Source organism: Flavobacterium chungangensis (assembly GCF_042654045.1).
Lineage (GTDB): Bacteria > Bacteroidota > Bacteroidia > Flavobacteriales > Flavobacteriaceae > Flavobacterium > Flavobacterium chungangensis.
In genome coordinates this window covers 149,611-173,234 of the sequence record NZ_JBHSFY010000002.1, presented here as the reverse complement: position 1 = coordinate 173,234, position 23,624 = coordinate 149,611, and the positions used below count along the sequence as shown (strand labels likewise).

General features: G+C 32.3%; 25 protein-coding genes and 4 tRNA genes. 12 read left to right on the top strand and 17 right to left on the bottom strand.

Going from position 1 to position 23,624, the window contains the following annotated elements; all coding sequences use genetic code 11:
* Positions 1 to 54: 54 nt before the first annotated feature.
* Together ACFO3N_RS03910 and ACFO3N_RS03905 are read right to left on the bottom strand one after the other, a co-directional pair.
* Positions 55 to 1,158: a fatty acid desaturase family protein gene (locus ACFO3N_RS03910; protein ID WP_379795356.1), complete on the bottom strand. Its 1,104-nt coding sequence runs from the start codon at positions 1,156 to 1,158 to the stop codon at positions 55 to 57.
* A 171-nt stretch (positions 1,159 to 1,329) separates the two neighbouring features.
* A complete protein-coding gene (locus ACFO3N_RS03905; RefSeq protein ID WP_320492029.1) occupies positions 1,330 to 1,659 on the bottom strand; it encodes a helix-turn-helix domain-containing protein in 330 nt (109 codons plus the stop codon).
* 119 nt (positions 1,660 to 1,778) lie between these two features.
* Here ACFO3N_RS03905 and ACFO3N_RS03900 point away from each other — a divergent pair, with 119 nt between their 5' ends.
* Positions 1,779 to 2,051 carry a hypothetical protein gene (locus ACFO3N_RS03900; RefSeq protein WP_379795354.1) on the top strand — a complete coding sequence of 91 codons (273 nt, stop codon included), beginning with the start codon at positions 1,779 to 1,781 and terminating at the stop codon, positions 2,049 to 2,051.
* Between the two features lie 42 nt (positions 2,052 to 2,093).
* Positions 2,094 to 2,261 carry a hypothetical protein gene (locus ACFO3N_RS03895; RefSeq protein ID WP_379795352.1) on the top strand — a complete coding sequence of 56 codons (168 nt, stop codon included), beginning with the start codon at positions 2,094 to 2,096 and terminating at the stop codon, positions 2,259 to 2,261.
* 15 nt (positions 2,262 to 2,276) lie between these two features.
* On the opposite strand, the gene ACFO3N_RS03890 is transcribed toward ACFO3N_RS03895, so the two are convergent.
* Complete coding sequence (locus tag ACFO3N_RS03890; RefSeq protein WP_250836756.1) at positions 2,277 to 3,131, bottom strand: phospholipase A; 855 nt, start codon at positions 3,129 to 3,131, stop codon at positions 2,277 to 2,279.
* A gap of 74 nt (positions 3,132 to 3,205) precedes the next feature.
* Complete coding sequence (locus ACFO3N_RS03885; RefSeq protein ID WP_379795349.1) at positions 3,206 to 3,724, bottom strand: STM3941 family protein; 519 nt, start codon at positions 3,722 to 3,724, stop codon at positions 3,206 to 3,208.
* Positions 3,725 to 4,014: 290 nt separating this feature from the next.
* Here ACFO3N_RS03885 and ACFO3N_RS03880 point away from each other — a divergent pair, with 290 nt between their 5' ends.
* The gene (locus ACFO3N_RS03880; protein WP_379795347.1) at positions 4,015 to 4,185 is read left to right on the top strand and encodes a hypothetical protein; all 171 of its coding nucleotides are present in this window, start codon (positions 4,015 to 4,017) and stop codon (positions 4,183 to 4,185) included.
* A gap of 6 nt (positions 4,186 to 4,191) precedes the next feature.
* Positions 4,192 to 4,704, top strand: a complete 513-nt coding sequence (locus ACFO3N_RS03875; protein WP_320492033.1) for a PRC-barrel domain-containing protein — start codon at positions 4,192 to 4,194, stop codon at positions 4,702 to 4,704.
* A gap of 357 nt (positions 4,705 to 5,061) precedes the next feature.
* Here ACFO3N_RS03875 and ACFO3N_RS03870 read toward each other — a convergent pair whose 3' ends face one another.
* The 9 genes from ACFO3N_RS03870 to ACFO3N_RS03830 all read right to left on the bottom strand — a co-directional run bounded on the left by ACFO3N_RS03870 (position 5,062) and on the right by ACFO3N_RS03830 (position 12,749).
* Positions 5,062 to 7,191 carry a DEAD/DEAH box helicase gene (locus ACFO3N_RS03870; protein WP_379795345.1) on the bottom strand — a complete coding sequence of 710 codons (2,130 nt, stop codon included), beginning with the start codon at positions 7,189 to 7,191 and terminating at the stop codon, positions 5,062 to 5,064.
* On the bottom strand, positions 7,191 to 8,504 hold the full coding sequence (locus ACFO3N_RS03865; RefSeq protein ID WP_379795343.1) for an ATP-binding protein: 1,314 nt from the start codon (positions 8,502 to 8,504) through the stop codon (positions 7,191 to 7,193). Before ACFO3N_RS03865 ends, ACFO3N_RS03870 begins: the two co-directional genes overlap by 1 nt.
* The gene (locus tag ACFO3N_RS03860) at positions 8,501 to 10,252 is read right to left on the bottom strand and encodes a tellurite resistance TerB C-terminal domain-containing protein (protein ID WP_379795341.1); all 1,752 of its coding nucleotides are present in this window, start codon (positions 10,250 to 10,252) and stop codon (positions 8,501 to 8,503) included. Before ACFO3N_RS03860 ends, ACFO3N_RS03865 begins: the two co-directional genes overlap by 4 nt.
* Before the next feature lie 47 nt (positions 10,253 to 10,299).
* Entirely contained in the window at positions 10,300 to 11,202 is a 903-nt protein-coding gene (locus tag ACFO3N_RS03855) for a BRCT domain-containing protein (RefSeq protein WP_379795339.1), read from the bottom strand.
* Between the two features lie 524 nt (positions 11,203 to 11,726).
* Entirely contained in the window at positions 11,727 to 12,248 is a 522-nt protein-coding gene (locus ACFO3N_RS03850) for an ATP/GTP-binding protein (protein WP_379795338.1), read from the bottom strand.
* Positions 12,249 to 12,333: 85 nt separating this feature from the next.
* Positions 12,334 to 12,407, bottom strand: a tRNA-Arg gene (locus tag ACFO3N_RS03845).
* Positions 12,408 to 12,486: 79 nt separating this feature from the next.
* Positions 12,487 to 12,560 (bottom strand) — tRNA-Arg (locus ACFO3N_RS03840).
* 16 nt (positions 12,561 to 12,576) lie between these two features.
* Positions 12,577 to 12,651, bottom strand: a tRNA-Pro gene (locus tag ACFO3N_RS03835).
* A gap of 14 nt (positions 12,652 to 12,665) precedes the next feature.
* Positions 12,666 to 12,749 (bottom strand) — tRNA-Ser (locus tag ACFO3N_RS03830).
* Between the two features lie 238 nt (positions 12,750 to 12,987).
* On the opposite strand from ACFO3N_RS03830, the gene ACFO3N_RS03825 reads away from it, so the two are divergent.
* From ACFO3N_RS03825 to ACFO3N_RS03815, 3 genes are all read left to right on the top strand, one after another.
* Entirely contained in the window at positions 12,988 to 14,166 is a 1,179-nt protein-coding gene (locus tag ACFO3N_RS03825) for an acetyl-CoA C-acyltransferase (protein ID WP_379795336.1), read from the top strand.
* 65 nt (positions 14,167 to 14,231) lie between these two features.
* Positions 14,232 to 14,993, top strand: a complete 762-nt coding sequence (locus ACFO3N_RS03820) for a C40 family peptidase (protein ID WP_250836760.1) — start codon at positions 14,232 to 14,234, stop codon at positions 14,991 to 14,993.
* A gap of 16 nt (positions 14,994 to 15,009) precedes the next feature.
* Entirely contained in the window at positions 15,010 to 16,062 is a 1,053-nt protein-coding gene (locus tag ACFO3N_RS03815; RefSeq protein ID WP_379795334.1) for an SMI1/KNR4 family protein, read from the top strand.
* A 190-nt stretch (positions 16,063 to 16,252) separates the two neighbouring features.
* Here ACFO3N_RS03815 and ACFO3N_RS03810 read toward each other — a convergent pair whose 3' ends face one another.
* Positions 16,253 to 17,098, bottom strand: a complete 846-nt coding sequence (locus ACFO3N_RS03810) for an AraC family transcriptional regulator (protein WP_095930479.1) — start codon at positions 17,096 to 17,098, stop codon at positions 16,253 to 16,255.
* Positions 17,099 to 17,214: 116 nt separating this feature from the next.
* Here ACFO3N_RS03810 and ACFO3N_RS03805 point away from each other — a divergent pair, with 116 nt between their 5' ends.
* From ACFO3N_RS03805 to ACFO3N_RS03795, 3 genes are all read left to right on the top strand, one after another.
* The gene (locus ACFO3N_RS03805; protein ID WP_379795331.1) at positions 17,215 to 18,201 is read left to right on the top strand and encodes an aldo/keto reductase; all 987 of its coding nucleotides are present in this window, start codon (positions 17,215 to 17,217) and stop codon (positions 18,199 to 18,201) included.
* A 360-nt stretch (positions 18,202 to 18,561) separates the two neighbouring features.
* Positions 18,562 to 19,167, top strand: coding sequence for an NAD(P)H-dependent oxidoreductase (locus ACFO3N_RS03800; protein ID WP_379795329.1), 606 nt, complete (start codon positions 18,562 to 18,564; stop codon positions 19,165 to 19,167).
* Between the two features lie 2 nt (positions 19,168 to 19,169).
* Positions 19,170 to 19,448: a putative quinol monooxygenase gene (locus ACFO3N_RS03795; protein ID WP_379795327.1), complete on the top strand. Its 279-nt coding sequence runs from the start codon at positions 19,170 to 19,172 to the stop codon at positions 19,446 to 19,448.
* 90 nt (positions 19,449 to 19,538) lie between these two features.
* Here the strand turns inward: ACFO3N_RS03795 and ACFO3N_RS03790 are convergent, their stop codons facing one another.
* Positions 19,539 to 20,273, bottom strand: coding sequence for a class I SAM-dependent methyltransferase (locus ACFO3N_RS03790; RefSeq protein ID WP_379795791.1), 735 nt, complete (start codon positions 20,271 to 20,273; stop codon positions 19,539 to 19,541).
* 273 nt (positions 20,274 to 20,546) lie between these two features.
* Here ACFO3N_RS03790 and ACFO3N_RS03785 point away from each other — a divergent pair, with 273 nt between their 5' ends.
* On the top strand, positions 20,547 to 21,428 hold the full coding sequence (locus ACFO3N_RS03785; RefSeq protein WP_379795325.1) for a LysR family transcriptional regulator: 882 nt from the start codon (positions 20,547 to 20,549) through the stop codon (positions 21,426 to 21,428).
* 44 nt (positions 21,429 to 21,472) lie between these two features.
* Here ACFO3N_RS03785 and ACFO3N_RS03780 read toward each other — a convergent pair whose 3' ends face one another.
* Positions 21,473 to 21,643, bottom strand: a complete 171-nt coding sequence (locus ACFO3N_RS03780) for a hypothetical protein (RefSeq protein WP_379795323.1) — start codon at positions 21,641 to 21,643, stop codon at positions 21,473 to 21,475.
* A gap of 176 nt (positions 21,644 to 21,819) precedes the next feature.
* Between ACFO3N_RS03780 and ACFO3N_RS03775 the strand changes: the two genes are divergently transcribed.
* A complete protein-coding gene (locus tag ACFO3N_RS03775; protein WP_379795321.1) occupies positions 21,820 to 23,109 on the top strand; it encodes a DUF2130 domain-containing protein in 1,290 nt (429 codons plus the stop codon).
* 61 nt (positions 23,110 to 23,170) lie between these two features.
* Here ACFO3N_RS03775 and ACFO3N_RS03770 read toward each other — a convergent pair whose 3' ends face one another.
* Positions 23,171 to 23,602, bottom strand: coding sequence for an META domain-containing protein (locus tag ACFO3N_RS03770; protein WP_379795319.1), 432 nt, complete (start codon positions 23,600 to 23,602; stop codon positions 23,171 to 23,173).
* Positions 23,603 to 23,624 lie beyond the last annotated feature (22 nt).

The following is a 23,624-nucleotide window of genomic DNA, read 5'->3' as shown; positions in this document are numbered from 1 at the left end:
AAAGTCTGGTTCAATAATGAACCAGACTTTTTTTTATAAAATAGCTTTTAATAACTATATCTCTCCTGTCACTAAAATATTTTCTTTTACTCCTTTGTTTTTCAACATTCTAAAATGAGAACGAACGGCATGATAAAATGGATATGAAGTGTAAGGCAAATTATATTCTGCTGCATATCGTTTTATAATTGGCGTAATATAAGGATAGTACGTGTGGCCAACCGCTGGGAAAAGATGGTGCGCCACGTGATGCGTAAATCCGCCATATAAAAAATTAGCCAATTTGCTTTCTGTACTAAAATCTTTAGTTACAATCATTTGATGTACCACCCAAGTATCAGAAAGATTTCCGTCTTCATCTGTACCCGGAAAATGAGCATCTTCATCAACGTGGGTCGAAACCAGCGCCACAACCCCGATTGCACTTCCGAATAAATGCATAGACAGCCAAGCAAAAAGAACGGTATACCAAGGCTGGCTTAAAAGCAACATGGGAACAAAAAGCAGGTAAGTTAAATTAATAATCTTGGCCGCAAACATTCTGTAAACTTCTTGTCTCGGAATCTTGTCGACTACTCTTTTTACATAATTATCCTTCGTGCCGAAAAAGTCTTTAAAATCTCTAATGTAGAGCCAGTTTAAGCTATAAAGAGGATAAATAAACCACATATAAATATGCTGATACTTGTGGTAATTAAACAACGGACTGTTTGGGAATATTCTAATAATATCGCTTTGTTTGATATCTACATCCCAATCGGGCACGTTTGGATAAGCATGATGCAAACTTATATGACGTCGCATCCAAAGCCAATGATTACTCCCAAAGAGTTCTAAAACATACAAAAACCATTCATTATGCTTTGGCTTTTTGAACAAAGCTCCATGTGCAGCATCATGAAAAGCATTTATAAATAAAACAATCATTGTAATACCAGCCAAAATGTAAAAAAGAAATAGTAAGGCAGTCTGGTTGCCGAAAATTAAAATACAGGCATAGAATAAAAAAAATACTGCTAAAAGTCCGAGGGACTTTACAACATTTAATACATATAAAGACGAGTTTTTTAAGACCGTTTCATTCACTTCTAAACGCATCTTTTTAAAAAAATCATCTGTTCCTGGTTTAACGTAAACCGGTCGTTTTAATTTTTCCATATTGGTTACTGCTAGAAATTGTTAACCAAATTTAATAAAAAAAAACTTAACCTCTTAGAATATACTCAACTAAAAATCAGGTATTTCACAATAAAAAACCACTCTAAAAAGAGTGGTTAAATTAATACTGTAAAATTAGAATTGTTAGATATTTTTTTTGGAAAACTTTTACTATTCCTCAAACTTTTTGTTTGCTAATCGCAGTCTAATATCATGAATACGACCTTCTATTTCTTGTAAATCATTTAAAATAGTTTGCTTTTCATAAACTGCTCCAGCTTCATTAACCAAATTTTGCTCATCTGGAGCAAAAAGATCATTCAAATCTACATCCGGAAAGTTTTTACTTAAGCTAAGAATAAATTCAGAACCTATATTAGCCGTTCCATGTAAATACCTTCCAATCATTGCAGGGCTAAATCCTAAAATTGCCCCGACTTCCTTCTGCTTTAATCCTTTATCCCTAAAGAATTTACTTAGTTTCTCGTGATACATCATCATTAAAATTCAAACAAAATATAGTTAAAATATATTTTTTAACATTAAAAAGAATATAAAATATAATAATATTCTTACATTTACACAGACTAACAACCATGCCATTAATAATTAGCAAATATATGTCAAAATTAATCAATAATAACAATTTTAAAGAAGATAATTCTCACAATAAAAAAGCTTATGAATTTATAGATAAGCATTTACCTGTAACTTATGTTGATCTTACCATTTCTTGTATTATCAAAAAAGGGCACCCTGTTCCAAGCAAAGCATTAATTAGAAATGTACGAAACAAAACAATACTTAGAAATGATATTTTATTAGCATTGGTAGAAGTAGCACACGAAAACAAAGAAGCCATTGAAAAAATAAAGCTTTTAACGTCTCAATAAATTTAAGAACTGGAAAATCAAATAAATCCTAACAACAATATTATGTCTTCTACGAACAATAAAAGCAAAAAGACACTTCAGTCAAAAAAAGATATCGAAAATGGCCAATATAATCGTTCTATTAAATTATACGGAATGACTTTGGAGCAATACCATCAAGGTAAAACGATCCATTCTCAGTGTTTTGATCAGCTCAAAAAATTCAAATAAATAATTTACAGCAATTTAAAAGATGCCCATTCCTTCTGGCTTAATTGTAAAACCTATACGCACCATATTAGTATGTTCCTGATAATCTATTAAACTTTCCGTGTAACCAATAAACCATTGAAGAGTGACGTAATAATTTTCATTTTTATAAGGTCGCCAATTAAGCTGTGTCTGCAGAGATCCGTAATTAATAAGCCCACTGCCTTTCCTAAAGAGAACATCTGCGCTCCAACGTCCCGGTTTTATCTGATAAGTTGCACTGGCTTCTCCATAACCAACATATTGGGTTAATCCAGGATTATCATCTTTATCAACAATAGGAATCCAGCCTCTTATTCCAACAATCCATCTTGGCGAAACTTGAGATTTTAATGAAAAAGCGATCATATTCCATGTTCGGGAATAGATGGAGTCTCTACCATTTGACTCGTGTTCAACTGAAATCGACCCGTATGTTAATCTCCCTCCTTTTAAATAAAAAGGCCGAACAATTGCAACTCCAGGATTAAAGTTAATTTCTGAGAAAGGCTTAGAGCTTGCATATATATCCCAAAAAGCTTTTTGGGTATACATTAAGTAGGGGAAAAATCCACCCCATAAAGGCTTAGAATTTAATCTTAGTTTGAAACTAACTTGATACTTTACGTCTGCAGAGTTTCTGGTTATAGGCTCATCTAAAGGAATTCCTGTCAAAAAGTAATTATCTTTATGAACCGAAAAACTATTTTCTTTCAATAAAGAATCTGCCGCTCGAAAATTCTTTTTTTCTTCAACAATTTGAGAATTGGATTTAAAAGATATTAAAATCAGGAATATTGATAAATATTTAAAATGCATTAAACGTGTAAATTTGAAGTTATTTGATGTCATTTACACTAAGTTAAGCTATTTTAATAATTAAAAAAAATAATAAACCCTATCACTTAACAATAATTTTCTAAGTTTTACTTTTTCCAATTACTTACAAACAAGTCATAAAGAGCTTTTTCATTCATATCAATTTCTGAAGCCGAGTACATTATATTCAATTTCGAATTTTGTTCATCAAAAGCCAGTTTCCAAAGAAACTTAGAAGCACGGTCGTCATACTTGTTTACATTATCAATTGTAACAGCAACTAAAGTATCACCGCCTACTTTCTTTAATTGCAAATCGGTAACATCTTGCCACTCTATTCTTCCAAAAGCTTTGGCCACTGGAGTCGTTCTTGCAGAAAAACCACTTGAATCTATTTCAATTAATGGAGATTTATCTTTTATGCTTGTAAGAATTTTAAATATTAAAACAAGCATTATTAAAAGAATTGCACCAGAAGCAATGGAAAGTTTTATTTTAAATATTCCGTCAAAAGTTCCTATGCCGTATAGAAGCATAATTGCTATTAAAATACTGATTCCGCTAGCATATAAAAGTAAGTTTCTGGTTTTCTTAGCGTTTCGGTATAATTTTATTTCTTCGTTCATGGGGCGTAGTAAAAATTTTTCGTTTGTTATTAGAATTAAAAAGAAACAAGCAATTTACTACAAAATAATTTAAGAATACAAGGATCCCCCGTAAACATTGGGTTAATTAGAGTATTAAAAATCAATTTCAAAAATTACATTTAAAGCAACTCTGCTTACAAAACATTATAAATCAATTTTCTAGACGACTGGGAATTGTATAACTTCTATCTGAAATTAAATACTTTCAAACACAATCTCCATTTGTACCTTTATTATAAAATTAAATATTCATAAAAAAAATAAAGGTTATGGCAGAAATTAAAATTGAGAAAAAGAAGCCAATTTGGCCATGGATTGTAGCAGTCCTATTAATCTCAGCACTTGTATATTATGTCTTTTTGAGAGATGATCAAGTGCGAAATGAAAACAGAATGGAAATCGAAAACAATTCTAGTGTAGACAGCACAGCAAATTATTAAGAAACTATGGAAAATAAAGATAGAAATTTATACAGATTAGATGAGCTTTCTGATTATAAAGTTGCCTCAAACTATTCAGACGTAAGAGGTTGGAAAATTGTAGACGGAGACAACCGCACAATAGGAAAAATTGATAATCTTTGGGTTAATAAAGATATGCAACGAGTTGTTTATCTTGACGTTAATCTTGATAAAGGATTAATAGAAGACAGTCGTAATGAAGTACATGATGCAATTGCGAATGAAAACGGAAGGGAATTTATATACAAAGATGGAGACAGCCATATTATTATACCAATTGGTTCTGTCAGCATAAATAAAGACACTAAAATTGTCATGGCAAACAATATTGGATATGATACATTTAGAAAAACAAGCAGATATAATTGGCAAAATGATTTTGATAGGGAGTACGAAAGAAGAGTATTGAATTCTTATTATCCTACTGAAGAATCGCGCCTTGCTTCTGAAAGTAACGATGATACTTTTTACAAACGTAAAGAATTTGACAATTATTGATAAATGTGATTTGCATTAAAAACAAATCTTACAAACGAATAAAGACCAAACGTTCAAGAATGTTTGGTCTTTATTTTTTTAGACTTTCAAGATCTATTTTTACTATTAAATTTTTAATATTTTTATTTCTTATTAAATCAGTTTTTGTAATGACACTTTCATATTTTGAACAAGAAATTACTGTTTTATTTCAAAATGACATCTGCTTTTAAGAAATCAGACAAACTCTTTTCCAATATGTTAACCACTTTTTATATTGCTTAATCTCTCAATCTCCCAAATTTAAAATCAAATTCATTTTCACTTGGTGTTAAATATAAAACCTCTAAATTTTATTTCTAACTGTAAAATAAAACACTACAAATTATCCACAATTTTAGTAATATTAAGTAGAAATTCCTGAGTATGTTTTATATCAAAATAATTTTGCTTCATCCATTCTATTTGATATTTTACTGGTAAATAAATACCCCATTTTGATGTAATTAAGGAATCTGGATTTTTTTCTAATTCTTCTGTTATAATTTCCTCAACAACATCCACATTTGAAGCTATGTAATTAAATTTATCCAGAAAATCATCTTGAGATTCATAAATTTCGAATGAGCCTGTACTCTCGTCTAATGAGTTCTTTATTCCAGAAAATTTAAAAAGAAATTGTAATGTTCTATTTATTTTAGTACCTGTAAAAGTGTAGAATATGAGTTTTTTTTCTGAAGTCAACAAAGGTCTTTCCATCTCCATATTTTTGATTTCAAAAACAGAAAAATCACTTCGCATCTCATCTAACTCTTCTGAAGCTTCCTCACTCAAATCATTATTTTTTTGATTCTTACATAGTAACTCAAACATCTTATTTCTAATTCTGTGATGCACCACTCCACTTCCTCCAAAAAAAAGAGGTTTTTTACCATCATTTGTAGGTTTAACTTCGATTTTTTTTGCTTTGAAATCGACAAAAATAATTTTCCAGATTTTAGCAGCTAATAAAATATTTTCATCTTCTCTAACTTGTGCCGTTAATGGAATTTCACCGATTTTTATTCCTGCATTCACAACCTTAAAGTTATCTTCAATAGTAAAGGAACTGTAAAAATCCCTGCTGTTGACGATTTTTTCGCCTTCAATTCCTATAATAACTTCATCCCTTAATTTTTCGAATAAATCAATAGCAATTAAATGGTTTAAAATCTCTTCAATATCTTTATTCTCAATGTCATTGAATGCGAAATTTTGCTTTAGTATATTTACTAATTCCTTAAAATTAATGCCTGAGTTTCCTTTTGTTATTGACAAAGCCTGATGCAGTAAAAGATCATGTGCCAAAGTCATTGAGTCTTTTGGCTCAATAAAACCTTCTTTATACAATTCCCAGCAAGCCAATGACTGCAATAAGCTCCATTTATCTGTTGCATATAAATAAAGGAAACTTTTTGCACCATCTCTTCGGCCACTTCTTCCAATTCTTTGAATCAATGATGCAATACTGTGGGTTGCATCTATTTGTACTACTTGATCAACAGAACCAATATCAATTCCGAGTTCTAAGGTTGAAGTACAGGAAATGCAAAAATTTTGTCTGTTGTTGCTTTTTGCAAAATATTCGACATATTCCCTCACCTCTTTGTCGACAGATGAATGATGCGAAAAATAATTCACATGACCGTTTAGCTTTTCAGAAAGTTTTTTTAATTTAACAGCTACTTCTTCTGCCAATCCACGGCTATTAGGAAAAACAAGAACTTTATTATCTTTTGTTTCGAGGTATAAATCCTTCAATAAAGCTAGTGGCAATTCAGGTCCGGTACTTTCAAAATATTTAAATTTAGCTTCAATTTCTTTTGATTTACTATCTCTTAAAACTACTGTTGGCACGGTGGTACCTGCAAATTTCTTGACCTCATCATAATCTCCCAACGTTGCTGAAAGTCCAATTAGCCTAAATTGATTATCATTTAAATCCTGTAATCTTGATAAGATAGATTTTAATTGCACACCTCTTCCCGATCCAATAAATGAATGAATTTCATCGATAACAACAAATTTAAGATTCGAAAAAAGATGCTTTACGTTAAAAGGCTTGTTTGAAAGCATAGCTTCCAAAGATTCGGGCGTTATTAAAACCACTCCCGATGGATCTTTTATTAATTTCTCTTTTAAAGTTTTATTTGCTTCTCCATGCCACTTTACAACATTAACTTCTAAGTTTTTACACAATTCTTCAACTCTGTAGAACTGATCATTAATTAATGCAATAAGAGGCGAAATGTATAAGACCTGAACTCCTTTTTCGTTGAAATTTACTTGCGATAAAATAGGCAGAAAAGCCGCTTCAGTTTTTCCCGAAGCAGTTCTAGATACCAAAATATAATGATTATCTGTTGTTAAAACTCTTGAGATCGCTGCATTTTGAATGGGGCGTAATTGCTCCCATCGCTTATCACGAATATATTTTCGGATTGGTTCTGATAATAATTCAAATGACATTATAATTCCTCTATGCTGTCCATTAAAACAGTATCTGGTCTTTCATCTGAAATTTCAATCTCTCCAAATAGTTTTTGTTTATCTAAATCAGGATTCTGTCTTAATATGTTTAGAATATTTAAAAAATCCCTAATAACTTCTCTTGGCGTTAAAAATTCAGACGCTCCGGGTTTATTAAACATTTCTTCCATGAAGTTTTGTATATCTTCATCGGAAACATTTGTCGATATTTTATAATTATAATCAAAGATTGCTTTAAGCTTTATTAAAAGCACAAAAATTTCGTTATGATCGAGTGGTAATAATTTAATTACAGGTTGTGCAAAATCCCGAATTTCTGCAGTCTCAAACTTATTTGTCTCTAAACGTGATTTTAAGGCATGATAACTAAATAATCCTCTTCTTTCATTTTCTAATACTTCTTTAGTTCCTGCAAAATTGAAAAAAAGATTACTCACTTTACCTTGAAAACAATCATTATATATTGCCAGAATCTTTTCATAATTTTTTTCTCTCGTTGCAGAAACAGATATTTTGTAAAGATTTATAGCCTCATCAAGATTGATCATAAAACCACTATAGCCCATGCTTACAAACAATTTTGTAAAGTTTTTAAGCATATCATAATAATTTAAGTCGTTGATTATTTCTCTCACACCTAAATCTTGTTTGGCTTCCGTTTTGGTATTATATTCTCCTTTTAACCATTTTAAGGCATTTCTTCTTAATTGCTCATCATCTTTAATATAACCTTCGTAATATTTCATCACAACTGTTCCAAAATCAAAACCTCCAACTTCGGTTATTTCATTGATGGTTTTCATTATGTTATTCTGAATAAGACTCAAATATTGTTCTTCTCTAATATTTTCTAATGAAATATTATTCGATTCTGCTGTTTTCATAACCACTTGCTCTATCCATTTTTCCATTAAAGTTGGCAATGCTCCTCCTTCAGGTTTAGTCTGAATAGCGACATTGTCCATAATAGCGGCATATAGCGCTACTCCTTTTCCGTCATTTGAATACAGCCTATTATCTGGTGTAAAATCTGCATTTGCTACTACAAACTTTTGTTTTAGTGCAACCGTATTTAGTAAGTGTAACATGAATGATTTTCCAGACCCAAAATCTCCGATCCAAAATTTAACCATACTATGTCCATTTTTCACATCTTTTAATGCGCTTACAACCGCATCAATTTCTTCTGAGCGTCCAACTGTAATATGTTGAACACCAATTTTAGGGACAACACCTCCTATTAATGAATTAATAATTGCTGTAGCTTCTTTAGGTTTTATGTTTTCTGTCATTTTGCTAAAATTCGGTTATAGTAATTTTCGTTAATAATATAAAAATCATCTTCTTCTTCAATCAAAACATCATCTAATGTCTCATAACATATTTCATTAATACTTTCTATCAATTGGTTTTTAAACATTCCTTTTGATTTTGCGAAAGTTTCAAAATCAGCCTGAAGAACAGAAAAATTTGCCTTAGAAAAAGAATCAAGGACATCTTGCTGTATTTTTGTAAAATTGAATAAGCTGTCATAGAGAGATGTATCCGCCGTGCTGCATTCAGAAACAGTCTGCCTCTCGGGTTCTGGATTAATGACTGACTCTGTTTTTAAATCTTCCTGTTCATCTTCATCTCTAAGATATTCATTAAGAAGTTCAACGGTTCCCGAGTGTTTTTCATGAACCTGCTGAATAGCATTTCTATCTAGTTGAATTTTTTTTCGTTTAGCTGTATAAACATTGTTTACAGCTTTTAAAGCCTTTTCTAAATCTTTATCTTGTATAAACTCATTGATTATAGCTTGAAAATCATCAAACTGATCACCATTTTTAAACAAAATTTTTTGTACTGTCACACCTAGTGGTTTCTGATCAAATTTTACCGACTTTAAATCATAATGAATGTAATAAACGTACAATGTAAGCGACGCTTCTTTACTATGAACTGCGATAAATTTTGATGCATCATAAAAAATATTTTCTACTGATGGATTATCTCTATTTAAATATCCAAGATTGATAATCTGTTTTATGAATGTGTCCGAATCTTGATTGAAGTTACTAGTTAATTCATCAAATTTAATTTTCCAACGAGTTGTATTTTGGATATTTAATTCATAATCCGTTTTTTCATCAGGCTCTTTAATTGTTGGTGCGTAAATTTGTAATATCTTATTTAACCTTAATAGTATTCGCTCGTTGTATTGCTCTTTTACAGCATTCGATATATAGGTTAGATCTACATTAAGTTTTCTCTTGTGTCCAAAAATTTCACGAACAGTATTTTCACAGTATTTGAAAATATTAGAATGAAGCTCATTTACAACAGTTTCTATAGAGTATTTATAGTTATTACTTTCAGGTTTATAGTTATAATGTTTTTGCGCAATAATATCAGCTACTGTAGTAAGTTCTTCATGCAAAGAAGATGAATCTTTTGTACATCTTTCATCTAATCTTTTGATTACAGATAAATAAAATTTCATTATTTCGACAGCACAATATTCAATATTAAAGAAATTATTAGCCGGATTCCAAATGTTGTTTAAAAGCACAGCATCTTCATCACTTAGATTTAATTTGACTCTAAACTGAAATCCCAATTTTAGCTGATCATATCCCGAATAGTCATCATAGTAATTTTCCTGTATACGAATTCTTTCTGAATCTTTTCTTAAATCGTGTTGCTCTAATTTTTTAATAAAATGAGAAACACTGTATGTTTTTGTTTTAGGATAGTTTATTTTTAATTCGCTTAATTCTTTTTCTAAACGAGCAATATTTTTATGATTATCAAATTCTTTTAAAAGGTCAAAAAGCAAAACAAATGCATAATTATTATTCCCATCAAGATCTGTATAAATACCGTTTAAGAAATTAAATTTAAAAGTTTTATAAAAAACACGTTGTTGGCTTGTCGCTGAATTTATTTCTGAATATGAATATACATATTGATGTCCCCAATAAGGAACATTTGAAGGTTTTGAAATATTCGAAAGACTATATGATTCTCCTGTAATATCTATGATAGAATTATCCATACATCCTAGATTTGATTTTATCAATACTATTTTACAAATCAGATTTATTATAATAAATCGTCCATAAGATCAGAAAAATCAAATTCATGTATCAACATAATAGAATGTCCTTCTTTTCTTAAGTTAATAGCTTTTTCAACTTTTCTACCGTAACATGAAAAAGCCCAAGCTGGGTTTCCATTGTCACCAACAATTAAATAATCAGTCTTTTTAGTAAGGCTGTCTGTTGGTATACCGCCAAGTTTAATAATATCTCTATGAAGATTCTCTCTATTTCCTCTTTGTAAAACACCTGTAATGCAAAAAGTTTTACCTTCAAAAACTACCTCAGGTTCACTTGTACAAAGACCAGAAATATTTACATCAATTGTTTCATTTTCAATCTTCTGTCTAATTTCATTATCTTGAATTTGTACAAATTGCTTGAAAAAAGCCATCAAAACTACTCTTTCTTCTTCTTCAATTTTATTATCAGATAAAATAGAAAGAACTAAACTTCTTATTTCATCATAAGGATAATAGGTGTTTAAATGTTCATTTTCATCTAGCCATTTTTGAAGATCGTAAATTTCTTTATCAGTAATAATCCCATCTGCTAAAATACCGTGACAAATCCCTTGCAAAATCTGAAGATCTGAAGTTACTGCATTAAAGTAGTAATTACCGTTTTCGTATTTCTGACATAACCAATATAAATCATCAATTGTTTCTTTTGGTGGAATTTTATTAGAGATAGCATCTTCAATAATAATCATGAATTCGTTCAAAGGATTACGATTCATTAACTCTCTATAAGCAATAATCCATTTTTGAAGTTCTTTTATTTCTTGGATATTAATTTCATCATCTAATTTAATACCTAATAAAAATCCTTTTAGAGAACTAATAGCCTTATCTGTTTGGGACTTTACAGTATATATTTTTAATAATTCCTGATCGATATTTTTCATAATTAAGTATTTTTCTTACAATTATAAACAATAATTTTGATTTAAAGATTATTTATAAAGTGTAAATATTAAGCTTTATGTTTTGTAATCATTATGGAAAACCATAATCACAAAAAATTATATCAAAAATATCATTCCCAGATTAAAGATACTTAAGTATATATACCTGTTTTTTTTAACTTACTTAATAACATTTCAAATAGATCATTTATAAATTATTTGAGGTTAATTAAAGACATTAATAAATATCATTGCAGTGTAAAAAAATTGTTTGTTGAATACCCAAAACTTAAGTTGGTTTTCATTAAAATATTTCATTTAAAAAAAGCTGTTTATTGAGATTCAAACATTGGGAGAATAAGTTTTCTAATCCTATAAGTTTTGGGATTGATCTCTTAAAGTTACCTTTATGGCATTCAAACAAAAAACAAAAAAGCCACTCGATTTAATGCAAATGCCCCAAATAGTGTCTAACTTTTTGGGGCATGCTCACTTTTAGCAAATTCGTTTTATTAGATTTCTTTTTATCTCTTTAACTGCTCTACTTTATTTTGAATTTGATTTAATCTTTCAAATAAACTTCCTTTCACTTTAATTACTTCTATCTCAAAATCGTCAATTAATTCGCCAAGAAGATCATTTACCTCATATCTCAGTTCTGGCAAATTGGAGTCTGAACAAGAAATTCTATCCGGTTCTTCAATAGAAACCCATACAAAAACGTCAATTTCTTTAATTGCATTTTGTATTTTAGTAAATACTGATGAAAAATTCAGTTTATTGTCAACCGCAAGCGCATAAGCTAAAAGATCAATTGGAGAACGATCAAAAATAGCGTTTCTATTACTTCTTAAAATTTGCTTTAAAGAATGCTCTAGCTGCATCATATAATCATCGGCGGTAGGCATTTCAGAAAAAGCAAAACCCATTTCCTGTAATTCAAAGTATGGCTCTGGATAAAACTCATAATCAGGAAAAGATTCATGCAGTTTTTCTGCCAATGTTGTTTTACCAACCAAATGAGCTCCCAGTATTGCTATTCTCATGTCATTTTGTTTTTTATCATCAACAACTAAAAATAACTAAAATAGAATCAAAAACAAAAAAGCCACTCGATTGGAGTGGCTTTTGTGATCCCAGAAGGATTCGAACCTTCGACCTACGCATTAGAAGTGCGTTGCTCTATCCAGCTGAGCTATGGAACCATTATTTTAAAATTTCTACGAATAGAAATCAAAACTATCTACATAAAACAAAAAAGCTACTCGATTGAGTAGCTTCTTGTGATCGCAGAAGGATTCGAACCTTCGACCGCCTGCTTAGAAGGCAGGTGCTCTATCCAGCTGAGCTATGCGACCATTATTTCAATTGTAGTCGGGGTGGCAGGATTCGAACCTGCGGCCTCCTGCTCCCAAAGCAGGCGCGATAACCGGGCTACGCTACACCCCGAGGCAAAATTTAAGCGGAGAGACAGGGACTCGAACCCTGGCGACGGTTACCCGTCGACAGATTAGCAATCTGCTCCATTACCGCTCTGGCACCTCTCCTTGCTAGTGGAATTGCTTCCGTTTTGCGAGTGCAAATGTATAACAACATTCCTTTTCTCACAAGCTTTTTTTTGAGTTTTTTTAGTTTTTTTTTATCTTTTTTCAAAACCACTTCACAATCAAACAAATAGAATTAACAAAAATTTGACCTTAAATTTAAAATCACCCTATTCAATACAAAATTTGAATTTATTCAAATAAACATTAAATTTGCTTACTAACTATTATTAAACAGAAAATGAACAAAAGAGTTGTTATCGTTTCTGCCGTTAGAACACCTATCGGAAGTTTCATGGGCGGGTTATCTAGTGTACCTGCACCAAAATTAGGGGCTGCTGCCATAAAAGGAGCGCTTTCAAAAATTAATCTTGACCCAAAATTAGTCGATGAAGTTTTCATGGGGAATGTAATTCAGGCAGGAGTTGGACAAGCACCAGCGCGCCAGGCTGCATTATTTGCCGGATTATCTGAAGAAGTTGCTGCTACAACAGTAAACAAAGTATGTGCCTCTGGAATGAAAGCTGTAATGTTTGCTGCACAAGCAATTGCATGCGGTGACGCTGAAATTGTAGTAGCGGGCGGAATGGAAAGCATGAGCTTGATTCCTCACTACGTTCAAATGCGTGCCGGAAATAAATTTGGTCCTGCAACTATGTTGGACGGAATGCAAAAAGATGGTTTAACAGATGCTTACGACAACAACGCAATGGGAGTTTGTGCTGATTTATGTGCATCTGAATATAAAATCAGCCGTGAAGAACAAGATGCATTTGCCATTCAATCTTACGAAAGAAGTGCAAAAGCCTGGGACGCCGGAAAATTCGACAATGAAGTTGTTCCTGTTGAAGTACCGCAAAGACGTGGCGAACCTGTTATATTTTCAAAAGATGAGGAATATACTAACGTGAAATTAGATAAAATTCCATCTTTAGCACCAGTTTTCACTAAAGACGGCACTGTAACTGCTGCAAACGCTTCAACAATTAATGATGGAGCTGCTGCTTTGGTTTTAATGTCTGAAGAAAAAGCAAACTCATTAGGTTTAAAACCTCTAGCTTACATAAAAGGCTATGCAGATGCTGCACAAGAACCAAAATGGTTTACAACAAGTCCAGCAAAAGCATTACCAAAAGCTTTAGACAAAGCAGGAATTTCAATCTCGGATGTTGATTATTTCGAGTTTAACGAAGCTTTCTCTGTTGTTGGATTAGCCAATGCAAAAATATTAAATCTTGATAACGATAAAGTAAACGTAAACGGTGGAGCGGTTTCATTAGGACATCCTCTTGGAGCTTCTGGAGCACGTATAATCGTAACTTTACTGAATGTTTTAGAACAAAACAATGCAAAAACTGGAGCAGCTGCAATTTGCAACGGCGGCGGTGGCGCATCGGCAATTGTTATCGAAAGAGCTTAAAACAATATCACAAAAAATCAGGAGTAAATACAACTCCTGATTTTTCAACTTATAAATTTCCTTAAATGTTTGGAATTTGCAATTTAGCCATAGTACCCGTTCGAGCTGAAGCCAGCGACAGAAGTGAAATTGTCACACAGCTTTTGTTTGGCGAGCATATCGAAATTTTAGAACGCAAAAATCAATGGGCACGAATTAAGATTCAGTTTGATGATTATGAAGGCTGGGTAGATTCTAAGCAATATCAGGAAATTACCAAAGAGCAATTTGATCTTTTGAGCAAAGAGTCGATTATTTTAAATGCAGATTTAATTGATTACATCACGGCTCCAAACAATCTCCTGCTTCCAATTCCGCTTGGAGCTTCATTATCTTTTTTAAACAACAGCGAAATCAATATTTCAAACTTCGATTTCGAAGGAACCAAAACCAGCGGCATCAAACCTAAAAGCGCTTTAATAAAAACGGCTTTTATGTATTTGAATGCTCCCTATTTATGGGGAGGAAAAACCCCTTTTGGTATTGATTGTTCTGGTTTTACTCAAATGGTTTACAAATTGAACGGTTATAAAATTCATCGTGACGCTTCTCAACAAGCTCTTGAAGGAGATCCTTTAAGCTTTATTGAAGAATGCGAACCAGGTGATTTGGCTTTCTTTGATAATGACGAAGGAAACATTACCCATGTCGGAATCATAATGGACAACAATTACATCATTCACGCAAGTGGAAAAGTTCGTATTGACCGTTTGGACCATACTGGAATCTACAATCCAGAATTAAACAAACACACCCATAAACTACGCGTAATCAAAAAGATTATCTAACCCTCAAAAAAGCAAAATGACAAAACTTGAATTATCCAAAACAGGCTTTCAGATTAATAACCTAAACATCGAATTCCCAATTGATATCACAGTTTTAAAACAAGCTTTAGGAGATTACAGATATCTAAAAAAACAATACAATCATATCTATACTTGGGATGAACTTGGCATTATGGCGTTTTCTAAAGAAGGAAACAAAGTCGAAAGTTTGGCCATTGAATTTGAGGTTAGAGAATATGATTATTGCGCAAAAAGCATCTTTGCAGGAGAATTTATTTTTGACGGACAAGAATTATTTCAATACTACGAAGACAATAAAAATCAGCTTGTAAAGCTTTTTAAAGGAGATCGAAGTGGCGCTTTCATTCTTAACGGGATAAGTGTTTGGTTTGATAAAGAAGATGGCAAAATTACGTCTCTGAGCATTTCCGGTTCCGAAGAAAAAGAAAAGAAAATCACTGCAGCTATTGACCCCGAATTCAAATTATTTGAGCCCTTATGGCAGGAATGGATTTCGGAAATCAATAAAATTGTTTCAACAAACAACGATTACTACAATCTTACAGAAGGAATTTCTGAAGAAGATATTCAAGAACATATGGAGCTTGAAGATAATATTACTATACCGCCAGCTTTAATAAATTTTTATAAAGTTAAAAATGTAGATTACGACCCAGTAACGGCTGTTTTCCAGTTTGGAGTAAACAATTGGAGCTACGATTTAATTCCGTTTGAAGATATTGCCGAAGAATGGAATTCAATTCAAGATTTACAATTTGACGAAGAAGACTTACCAGAACAAGAAATAGATTTCGAAAAAATACAAACCAATAACTACGCTAACCCAAAATGGATTCCGTTTGCTACAGGAAGAAATGGCGATTATTTGCTTTACGATACAGATCCAGCTTCAAAAGGAAAATTTGGACAAATCATCGAACTTCAAAATGAATCTTGGGACAGAAATATTGTTGCTGATTCTATAGAAGAACTAGTTCAAAATGAAATCAACAATTTAAGAGCCGGTAAAACGGAGCATTTTGATTTTATTATCGGAAAAGAAGATTAAAGTACGCGGATAAAACAGATTCGCTTTGCGAAAACACGGATTTACACGGATTTTTTTTTCTCGCAGATTAAGTAGATTTATTTTAAAAATTCATTTAAAATCTGTCCGAAACAAAAAAAATCTTTTTAATTACTTTAATCTGTGGCAAAAAAAAATTAGTGCAAATTCGTGAATTCGTGGCGAACAAAAATTAAGCACTCAATCGAATCGTCTTTCTAAACTCAGACGGACTATAGCCCTTTTGTTTTCTAAAAAACTTATTAAAATGGCTTTCATCGGTAAAACCAAACTCATACGCAATTTCGTTAATACGCTTATCGCTAAATTGCAAACGGTGCTCAATTAGTTTTGTTTTGTAATTACTGATATATTGTTGCATCGTTTCGCTGGCATGTTTCTTAAAATAACGCCCTAAATACGTATTCGAAATCCCGAAATAATCGCTGATAGATTCTGCTTTAATCTTTTCAGGATAGTAAATATTATTCTGAATATATTGCAGAATATCCATCGCTTTTGCTTCCGTATTTATCGTTATTTGTTCTGGAAGATATTTCGCAATATTTCTCGCCACGATAATAATCAGCGTATTCACCAACTGCTGAATCAGTTCCTGATTGTAAACATCTTTATCCTGATGCTCACGGCAAATGGCTTCAATCATAACCTTTACCAGACATTTGTCAGGATCATTTTTAAGAATACAGCCCGGCTGATGATTAGCGTTTTGAAGAATATACTCTAACCGCTGAATATTTTCATTCTGCAGACTAGAATTTTTCAAATAAATATCATTAAACCTCAAAAAGAAAAATTTCGTTTCGGTTTCAATTGTAAAATTATGACAATCTTCAGGCGTCAATAAAAACAAATGTCCCGGATCATACTCAAAAATATTCTTATTAATACACTGCCTTCCTGTTCCTTCCAAAATGTAAACCAGTTCGAAAAAATTATGACGATCTCCTACATCTGGATATTCATTCAGCGTTTCAAAAGAAACCGTAAAAGGTTCATATAAGTTTTCTTTTTTCATAATTCTATTTATTTGAAGATGCAAATATACCTAAAAAAGACAAATATATACCAAATAAGAATCATAAAAACAGTATAATTTTGCCTCGTCAATTTTAAATACAAAAAATCACAATCATGGAATATAGAAAACTAGGCAACTCAGAACTTGAATTATCAGCTATTACTTATGGTGCATTTGCTATTGGCGGAACCATGTGGGGCGGAACAGAAAAGAAAGATTCAATCGATTCTATCCACGCTTCAATCGATCATGGAGTTACAACAATCGACACCGCTCCTTTCTACGGATTTGGTTTAAGCGAAGAAATGATCGGAGAAGCTATTAAAAGTCAAGATCGTTCTAAAGTTCAGTTACTTACAAAATTCGGTTTGGTTTGGGACGGAAGCAATAACGGAAAAGGAGATTTCTTTTTTGACGCAGACGATAATGGAAAAAAAGTTCCGATTTACAAATATTCATCAAAAGCAAACGTAATTAAAGAAGTTGAAGAAAGCTTAAAACGCCTTCAAACCGATTATATTGACTTATTGCAAATTCACTGGCCAGATTCAACAACTCCAATTTCTGAAACAATGGAAGCCGCAGAAAGCTTAATTCAGCAAGGAAAAATCAGAGCTTTTGGAGTAAGCAATTACAATGTTGCACAAATTAAGGAAGCACAAAAAACAATTCAAGTCGCTTCAAATCAAGTAGCCTACAGCATGCTGAACCGTAAAATTGAAGAAGAATTAATTCCTTTTACAGTTGCAGAAAACATCGGAATCATTGCTTACAGCCCAATGGAAAGAGGCTTATTGACTGGGAAATATTTCACAGACAGCAAATTAAAAGAAAACGACCATAGAAACGGTTATTTCAATCAGTTTGATCTTCAAAAAGTAAAAACATTAGTCGAAGAATTAACTTCTTTAGCACATGCAAAAGAAGCAAGCTTATCACAATTAGTTTTACGCTGGACATCTTTACAAAAAGGAATTGCAATTGTTTTAGCGGGAGCAAGAAACGCAGAACAAGCCATTTCAAACGCCAAAGCAATGAATTTCGATTTATCAGCTTCAGAACTAGAATTTATAAATCAAGCGATTGCTAAAATAAAATAATTCTCTTTTTTAAACACATAGAAACATAGGTTTCATAGCGCACAAAAGGTGTTTCAATTGCATTAACAAACATAGTCAACGTAATTTGTCATTCCGAGGAACGAGGAATCTCCGTAAGTAACTCGCCAAAGATTTGCCAACTATGTGTTAGAAACTAGTTTCTTTCCATTCCCTTTTCCAAGAAAGAAAAACCTATGTTTCTATGTGTTTAAAAAAAATCTCAAAACTTAAATAATTTAGAATTTGGGCGTGTCCCAAGGGCCGGGCTATCCGCTAAATCTTTTACTTTTTAAAGAAAAAATTAAAAGGATATCGCTCCTATCCCTCACGCATCACGTATCCATAACAACATAAAGTAAAATGAAAAAGATATTTATTATTAACGGCGGACAAAAATTCGCGCATTCAGGAGGACAATTCAATAAAACCGTTCAGGATTGGACAGTTGAATTTCTTTCTAAAAACAACGATTACAAAATAAAAACAACTCACATTGAAGACGAAATAGATCTACAAAAAGAAGTAGAAAAATTCGTTTGGGCAGATTTAATTATCTATCATACACCAGTTTGGTGGTTTCAACTTCCAAACCTTTTCAAAAAATACCTCGATGATGTTTTCACGCAAGGACACAACAACGGAATTTATAAAAGCGATGGAAGAAGTCGTGTAAACCCAGACATCAATTATGGAACAGGCGGACTTCTACACGGACGCAAATACATGCTTACTACAAGCTGGAATGCACCTGCAACCGCTTTTACACTTCCAGGAGAATTCTTCGATCAGACTTCTGTTGATGATGGCGTAATGTTTGGTTTTCACAAAATGAACAAATTCACCGGAATGGAAAAAATAAACGGCTTCCATTTTCATGATGTAGAAAAAGGCGCAACACCAGAAAATATTGTTATCTTTAAAAAACAATACACCGAACATTTAGAGCAAACTTTTAAAAACTTATAATTATGATTTCGATTACAGCAATTTTAAAAAGTAAACCAGAGCATTTAAATGAAGTTCAAAACCTGCTGACAAATTTAGTTTCTGAAACTAGAAAAGAAGCAGCCTGTATTCGTTACGATTTACACACTTCCGAAAATGTTTTTATTCTTTGGGAAGAATGGAAAGATCAGCCAGGATTAGACCTGCACAACAATCAATCTTATTTACAAGAATTCATCAAAAAAACCGAAAGTCTGGTTTCAACTCCGATTCAGGTTTATAAAACTGCTCAGATTCTATAAAGGTTTTCTGCCACGAATTCACGAATTTATTTTTTTAATCTATACGCAAAGATTTTTAAACTAATTCGTGAATTCGTGGCGAATAAAATCTTATTTAATACCGCCAAAAGCCCCAAAACACATATTCTTGTGTAAAATTTCGACTTTTGAAAAACCTACTTTTTTCATCAAATCCAATTGATAATTCATAGATCTTGGAGAATCTTCCTTTTCGATATAATCCAAAACTTTCTGACGATACTCTGCCCCTCCTATTCCTTCTAAATATTCGCCATAACGTTGCCAAGTATATTCATTCAATAATTCTGTGTCTTGCGTGATCAAATCAGAAATCATCAAACAACCACCTGGCTTCAATAATTTAAATAATTTAACGAAAGTAGTTTCCCAATCCTGATCGTCTCTCAAATGATGTAAGACTGCTCCAGCCAAAATAATATCAAAGCTGTTTTCTTCTAAAGCTGCTTCTCGAATATCGCCTTGTTTGATTTCTACTTTTCCATTTGTTACTGCCGAAACTCTTTCAAAAGCGCGATCCAACATTGGCAAACTCAAATCGACCAAAGTACAGTTTAAATTTGGCACTTTAGATAACATCATTAACGTGTAATTTCCGGCTCCACAGCCAACATCTAAAATGGATGTAGCATTTGGAACAATTCGCTTTGAAGCTTCTGTTATTAATTCTAAAGAAATAGTAGCATCTATTGTAGCCACTTGTCCTGTTTCTAAGTTTGAAAATCGTTCGACATCATTGTCAAATCGTTCTTTGATTTCTTCAATAGTTGATTTTTTCATAGCCCTTGTTTTTTTTCTCTCGCAGATTAAACAAATGGAGCGAATCTTTTTGCTATTATATGATCGGGATATTATTATGATTAAGATGATTTATCTAAAACTAATAATCTGCTACATCTGCCCTATCTGCGAGAGTTTAATTTATCTTAAAAGTTACAAGTTTACTGTTATGAATTATTCGTTACAGCTCTCCCACTTTTAACGTTTCACTTCTAACATTTAACTTAAAACCAAAACTACCTCTTTCATAAATACTTTAAAAATACTATTTTTATCAATTAATAATACTTTAAAAGTATCATGGAATTACGTCACTTAAAATATTTCTTAGCAGTTGCCGAAGAACTGAACTTTACCAAAGCCTCAGAAAAACTCTTTATTTCGCAGCCACCATTAAGCCGACAAATAGCAGAGCTAGAAGATGAACTTCAGGCAAAACTTTTCATTAGAAACAATAAAAAAGTAGAACTTACCGAAGCAGGAAAGTATTTTAAGGAAGAAGTCAAAGCGCTTTTTCAGAATCTGGAACGCATCTCGATCAAAACAAAAAAGATTGCAGAGAACGTCTCAGGCGAATTTAGAATTGCATACATCAGTTCGATTTATTCTTCTGTCATTTCAGATTTGATAAAACATTTGAAAGCGCAGTTTCCGTATGTCAATTTCAAACTTTTCGAGATTTCCACCACAAAACAGATTGATGCTTTAGAGCAAGGAAAAATTGAAATGGGAATAATTAGATCGCCCATTCATTCTGCAAAAATAAAATCTCATTTATGGTTTAAAGATGGATTTTCGTTGGTTTACAATAAAAAATCCGTTCAGATAAAATCAGAAAATGAAATTGCAAACCTAAAAGACGAAACGTTTGTTTTCTTCAATAAAGATTATGCGCCACATTATCATGAGGTTTTATTGGAGCTTTGTGCTTTTTATGGCTTTACGCCAAAAATTATTCATGAAGCGAATAACATCAACTCCATCGTACAATTGGTCAAAAACGGATTAGGAATTTCAATTGTTCCGTCAAACATTACCAAAAACAATCAAGATCCTGAAATTGGTTTTATTGAATTGAAAAAAGTGAATTTATATACGAATGTTTCAATTATTACCGCAAAAGAAGATGAATCTGAGATTACTCGATCTGCGGTTGAGTTTTTATTGCCACAAAGGCGCTAAGACGCATTTTTTTTAATCTCGCAAAGCGCGAAGTCGCAAAGCTTTTATTTATAAGTTGCCTCCAGCTTTAGCTGGATGGAAAAATAATTAAGTTCAAAAGGCTTTAGCCAAACAACTACTGATTTGGCTAAAGCCTTTTCTAATTCAACTTTTATACCTCCAGCTAAAGCTGGAGGCAATTCAATAAATCCTTTTAATCCTTTAATCTGTGGCAAAAAAACTTCGCGCCTCTGCGACTTTGCGAGATTAAATCATAAGAAACTTTGTGTGTTAGCGCCCTCGTGGCTATAACAAAAAATCGTTACAATTTAGTACAGAAATCCGCACCACAAAAAGAGAACTTTTAAATATCTTAGCAAATTCAAATTCTACAATAAAATTTCAATATAAAATGGCCGAGCAATCTTCAATTCAGTGTCCAAACTGCGGAACTCCTATCGATGTCAATGATGTTTTAAAACATCAGTTGGAAGACAGCATCCGTAAAGAATTCCAGCAAAAAGCAAATGTTCAAAACCGTGAATTAGAGCTTAAAAACGAACAATTGGAAAAAGCCAAGTCCGAATTTGAAGCGAAGAAAAAACAGGAAAACGAACTTTTTGCTGAACGTTTGGAGCGCGAGAAAAAAACGGCCGAAAAAGAAATTTCAGAAAAACTAAAAGCGAAACTTGAGGAAGAAAACAAAGATCGTTTGTTATTGATGGAAAAAGAACTCTCTGAAAAATCTGAAAAAATCAGGGAATTAAATAAAATGGAAGGTGAAATCGCAAAATTACAACGCGAAAAACTGGAAATGAAAGATGCTATTCAAGCCGAAGCCGAAAAGCAATTGAATACACAATTGGCTTTGGAACGCGAAAAAATAAGAAAACAGGAAGACGATAAAAACGAATTAAAATTCAAAGAACTTCAAAAACAGCTTGAAGAACAAAAAAAGCTAACTGAAGAAATGAAGCGTAAGCAAGAACAAGGCTCAATGCAATTGCAAGGCGAAGTAATGGAATTGGCGATTGAAGAATGGCTTGCTAACAACTTCCCTCTTGATAGCATTGATGAAATTAAAAAAGGTGCAAACGGCGCCGATTGTCTTCAAGTTGTAAACACCAGAGAACATCAAAATTGCGGTTCTATTTATTACGAAAGTAAAAGAACAAAAGCGTTTCAGCCTTCTTGGATCGAGAAATTCAAAAACGATATTAGAACCAAAAGAGCCAATATTGGTGTTTTGGTAACTGAAGTAATGCCTTCAGGAATGGACCGAATGGGAATGCGCGACGGAATCTGGATTTGTACCTATGAAGAATTTAAAGGTTTAAGTGCTGTGTTGCGTCAATCTTTAATTCAAATTAATCAAGCAGTTCAGGCACAGGAAAATAAAGGCGATAAAATGTCTATGTTATATGATTTCCTTACAAGCAACGAATTCCGTTTGCAGATTGAAGGTATTGTAGAAGGTTTTACGCAAATGCAAAGCGATCTCGATTCTGAAAAAAGAGCGATGCAGAGAATTTGGAAACAACGCGAAAAACAAATCGAAAAAGTAGTTCACAATACTTTAGGAATGTACGGTTCAATTCGTGGTATTGCCGGAAATGCGGTTCAAAGCGTAAGAGCTTTGGAATTGGATTTCATTGAAGAAGAATCAGAAAATGAAGAAGATCCTAAAGAATTGTTTGAGTAACAATATTTTTATCAAAATAAAAAAGGCTTCGAAATCAATCGAAGCCTTTCATTTTTTTTAATTAACCTTTTTTGAAAGACATTGTAAGTCCAAATTGGTTTGAAAGGAAAAGTTTATTATCCTTAATAGAATAACCTGATGTTGTTTTTAACAACTGCGTGAACTCACCTTCTTTTTTTGCATCACACTTTTTAGTTTCTGTTGTGAAATTTGAAAATTGAATTTTCCCTTCACCTTTTGAAACTAAATTGCCCTTTACAGCATTACATCCAGTCGAACCAGAAAATGCAGAGGAGGTAATTACAATTTTCGGAGAACTTGAAAAATCTTTATCAGTAATAACTTTCCCGTTTAAGTTTTCCAAAATCCAAGTTTGCTGTAATTTCTTTTCCACTAAATCTTGATTAGTAGAAGTTGTTGTTTTTGTTTCTTTAGTCGATTTACAACTGCAAACTAACACCATTGCAATTAATAACATTAAAATCCTTTTCATGTAAAATAAATATTATAAGTTT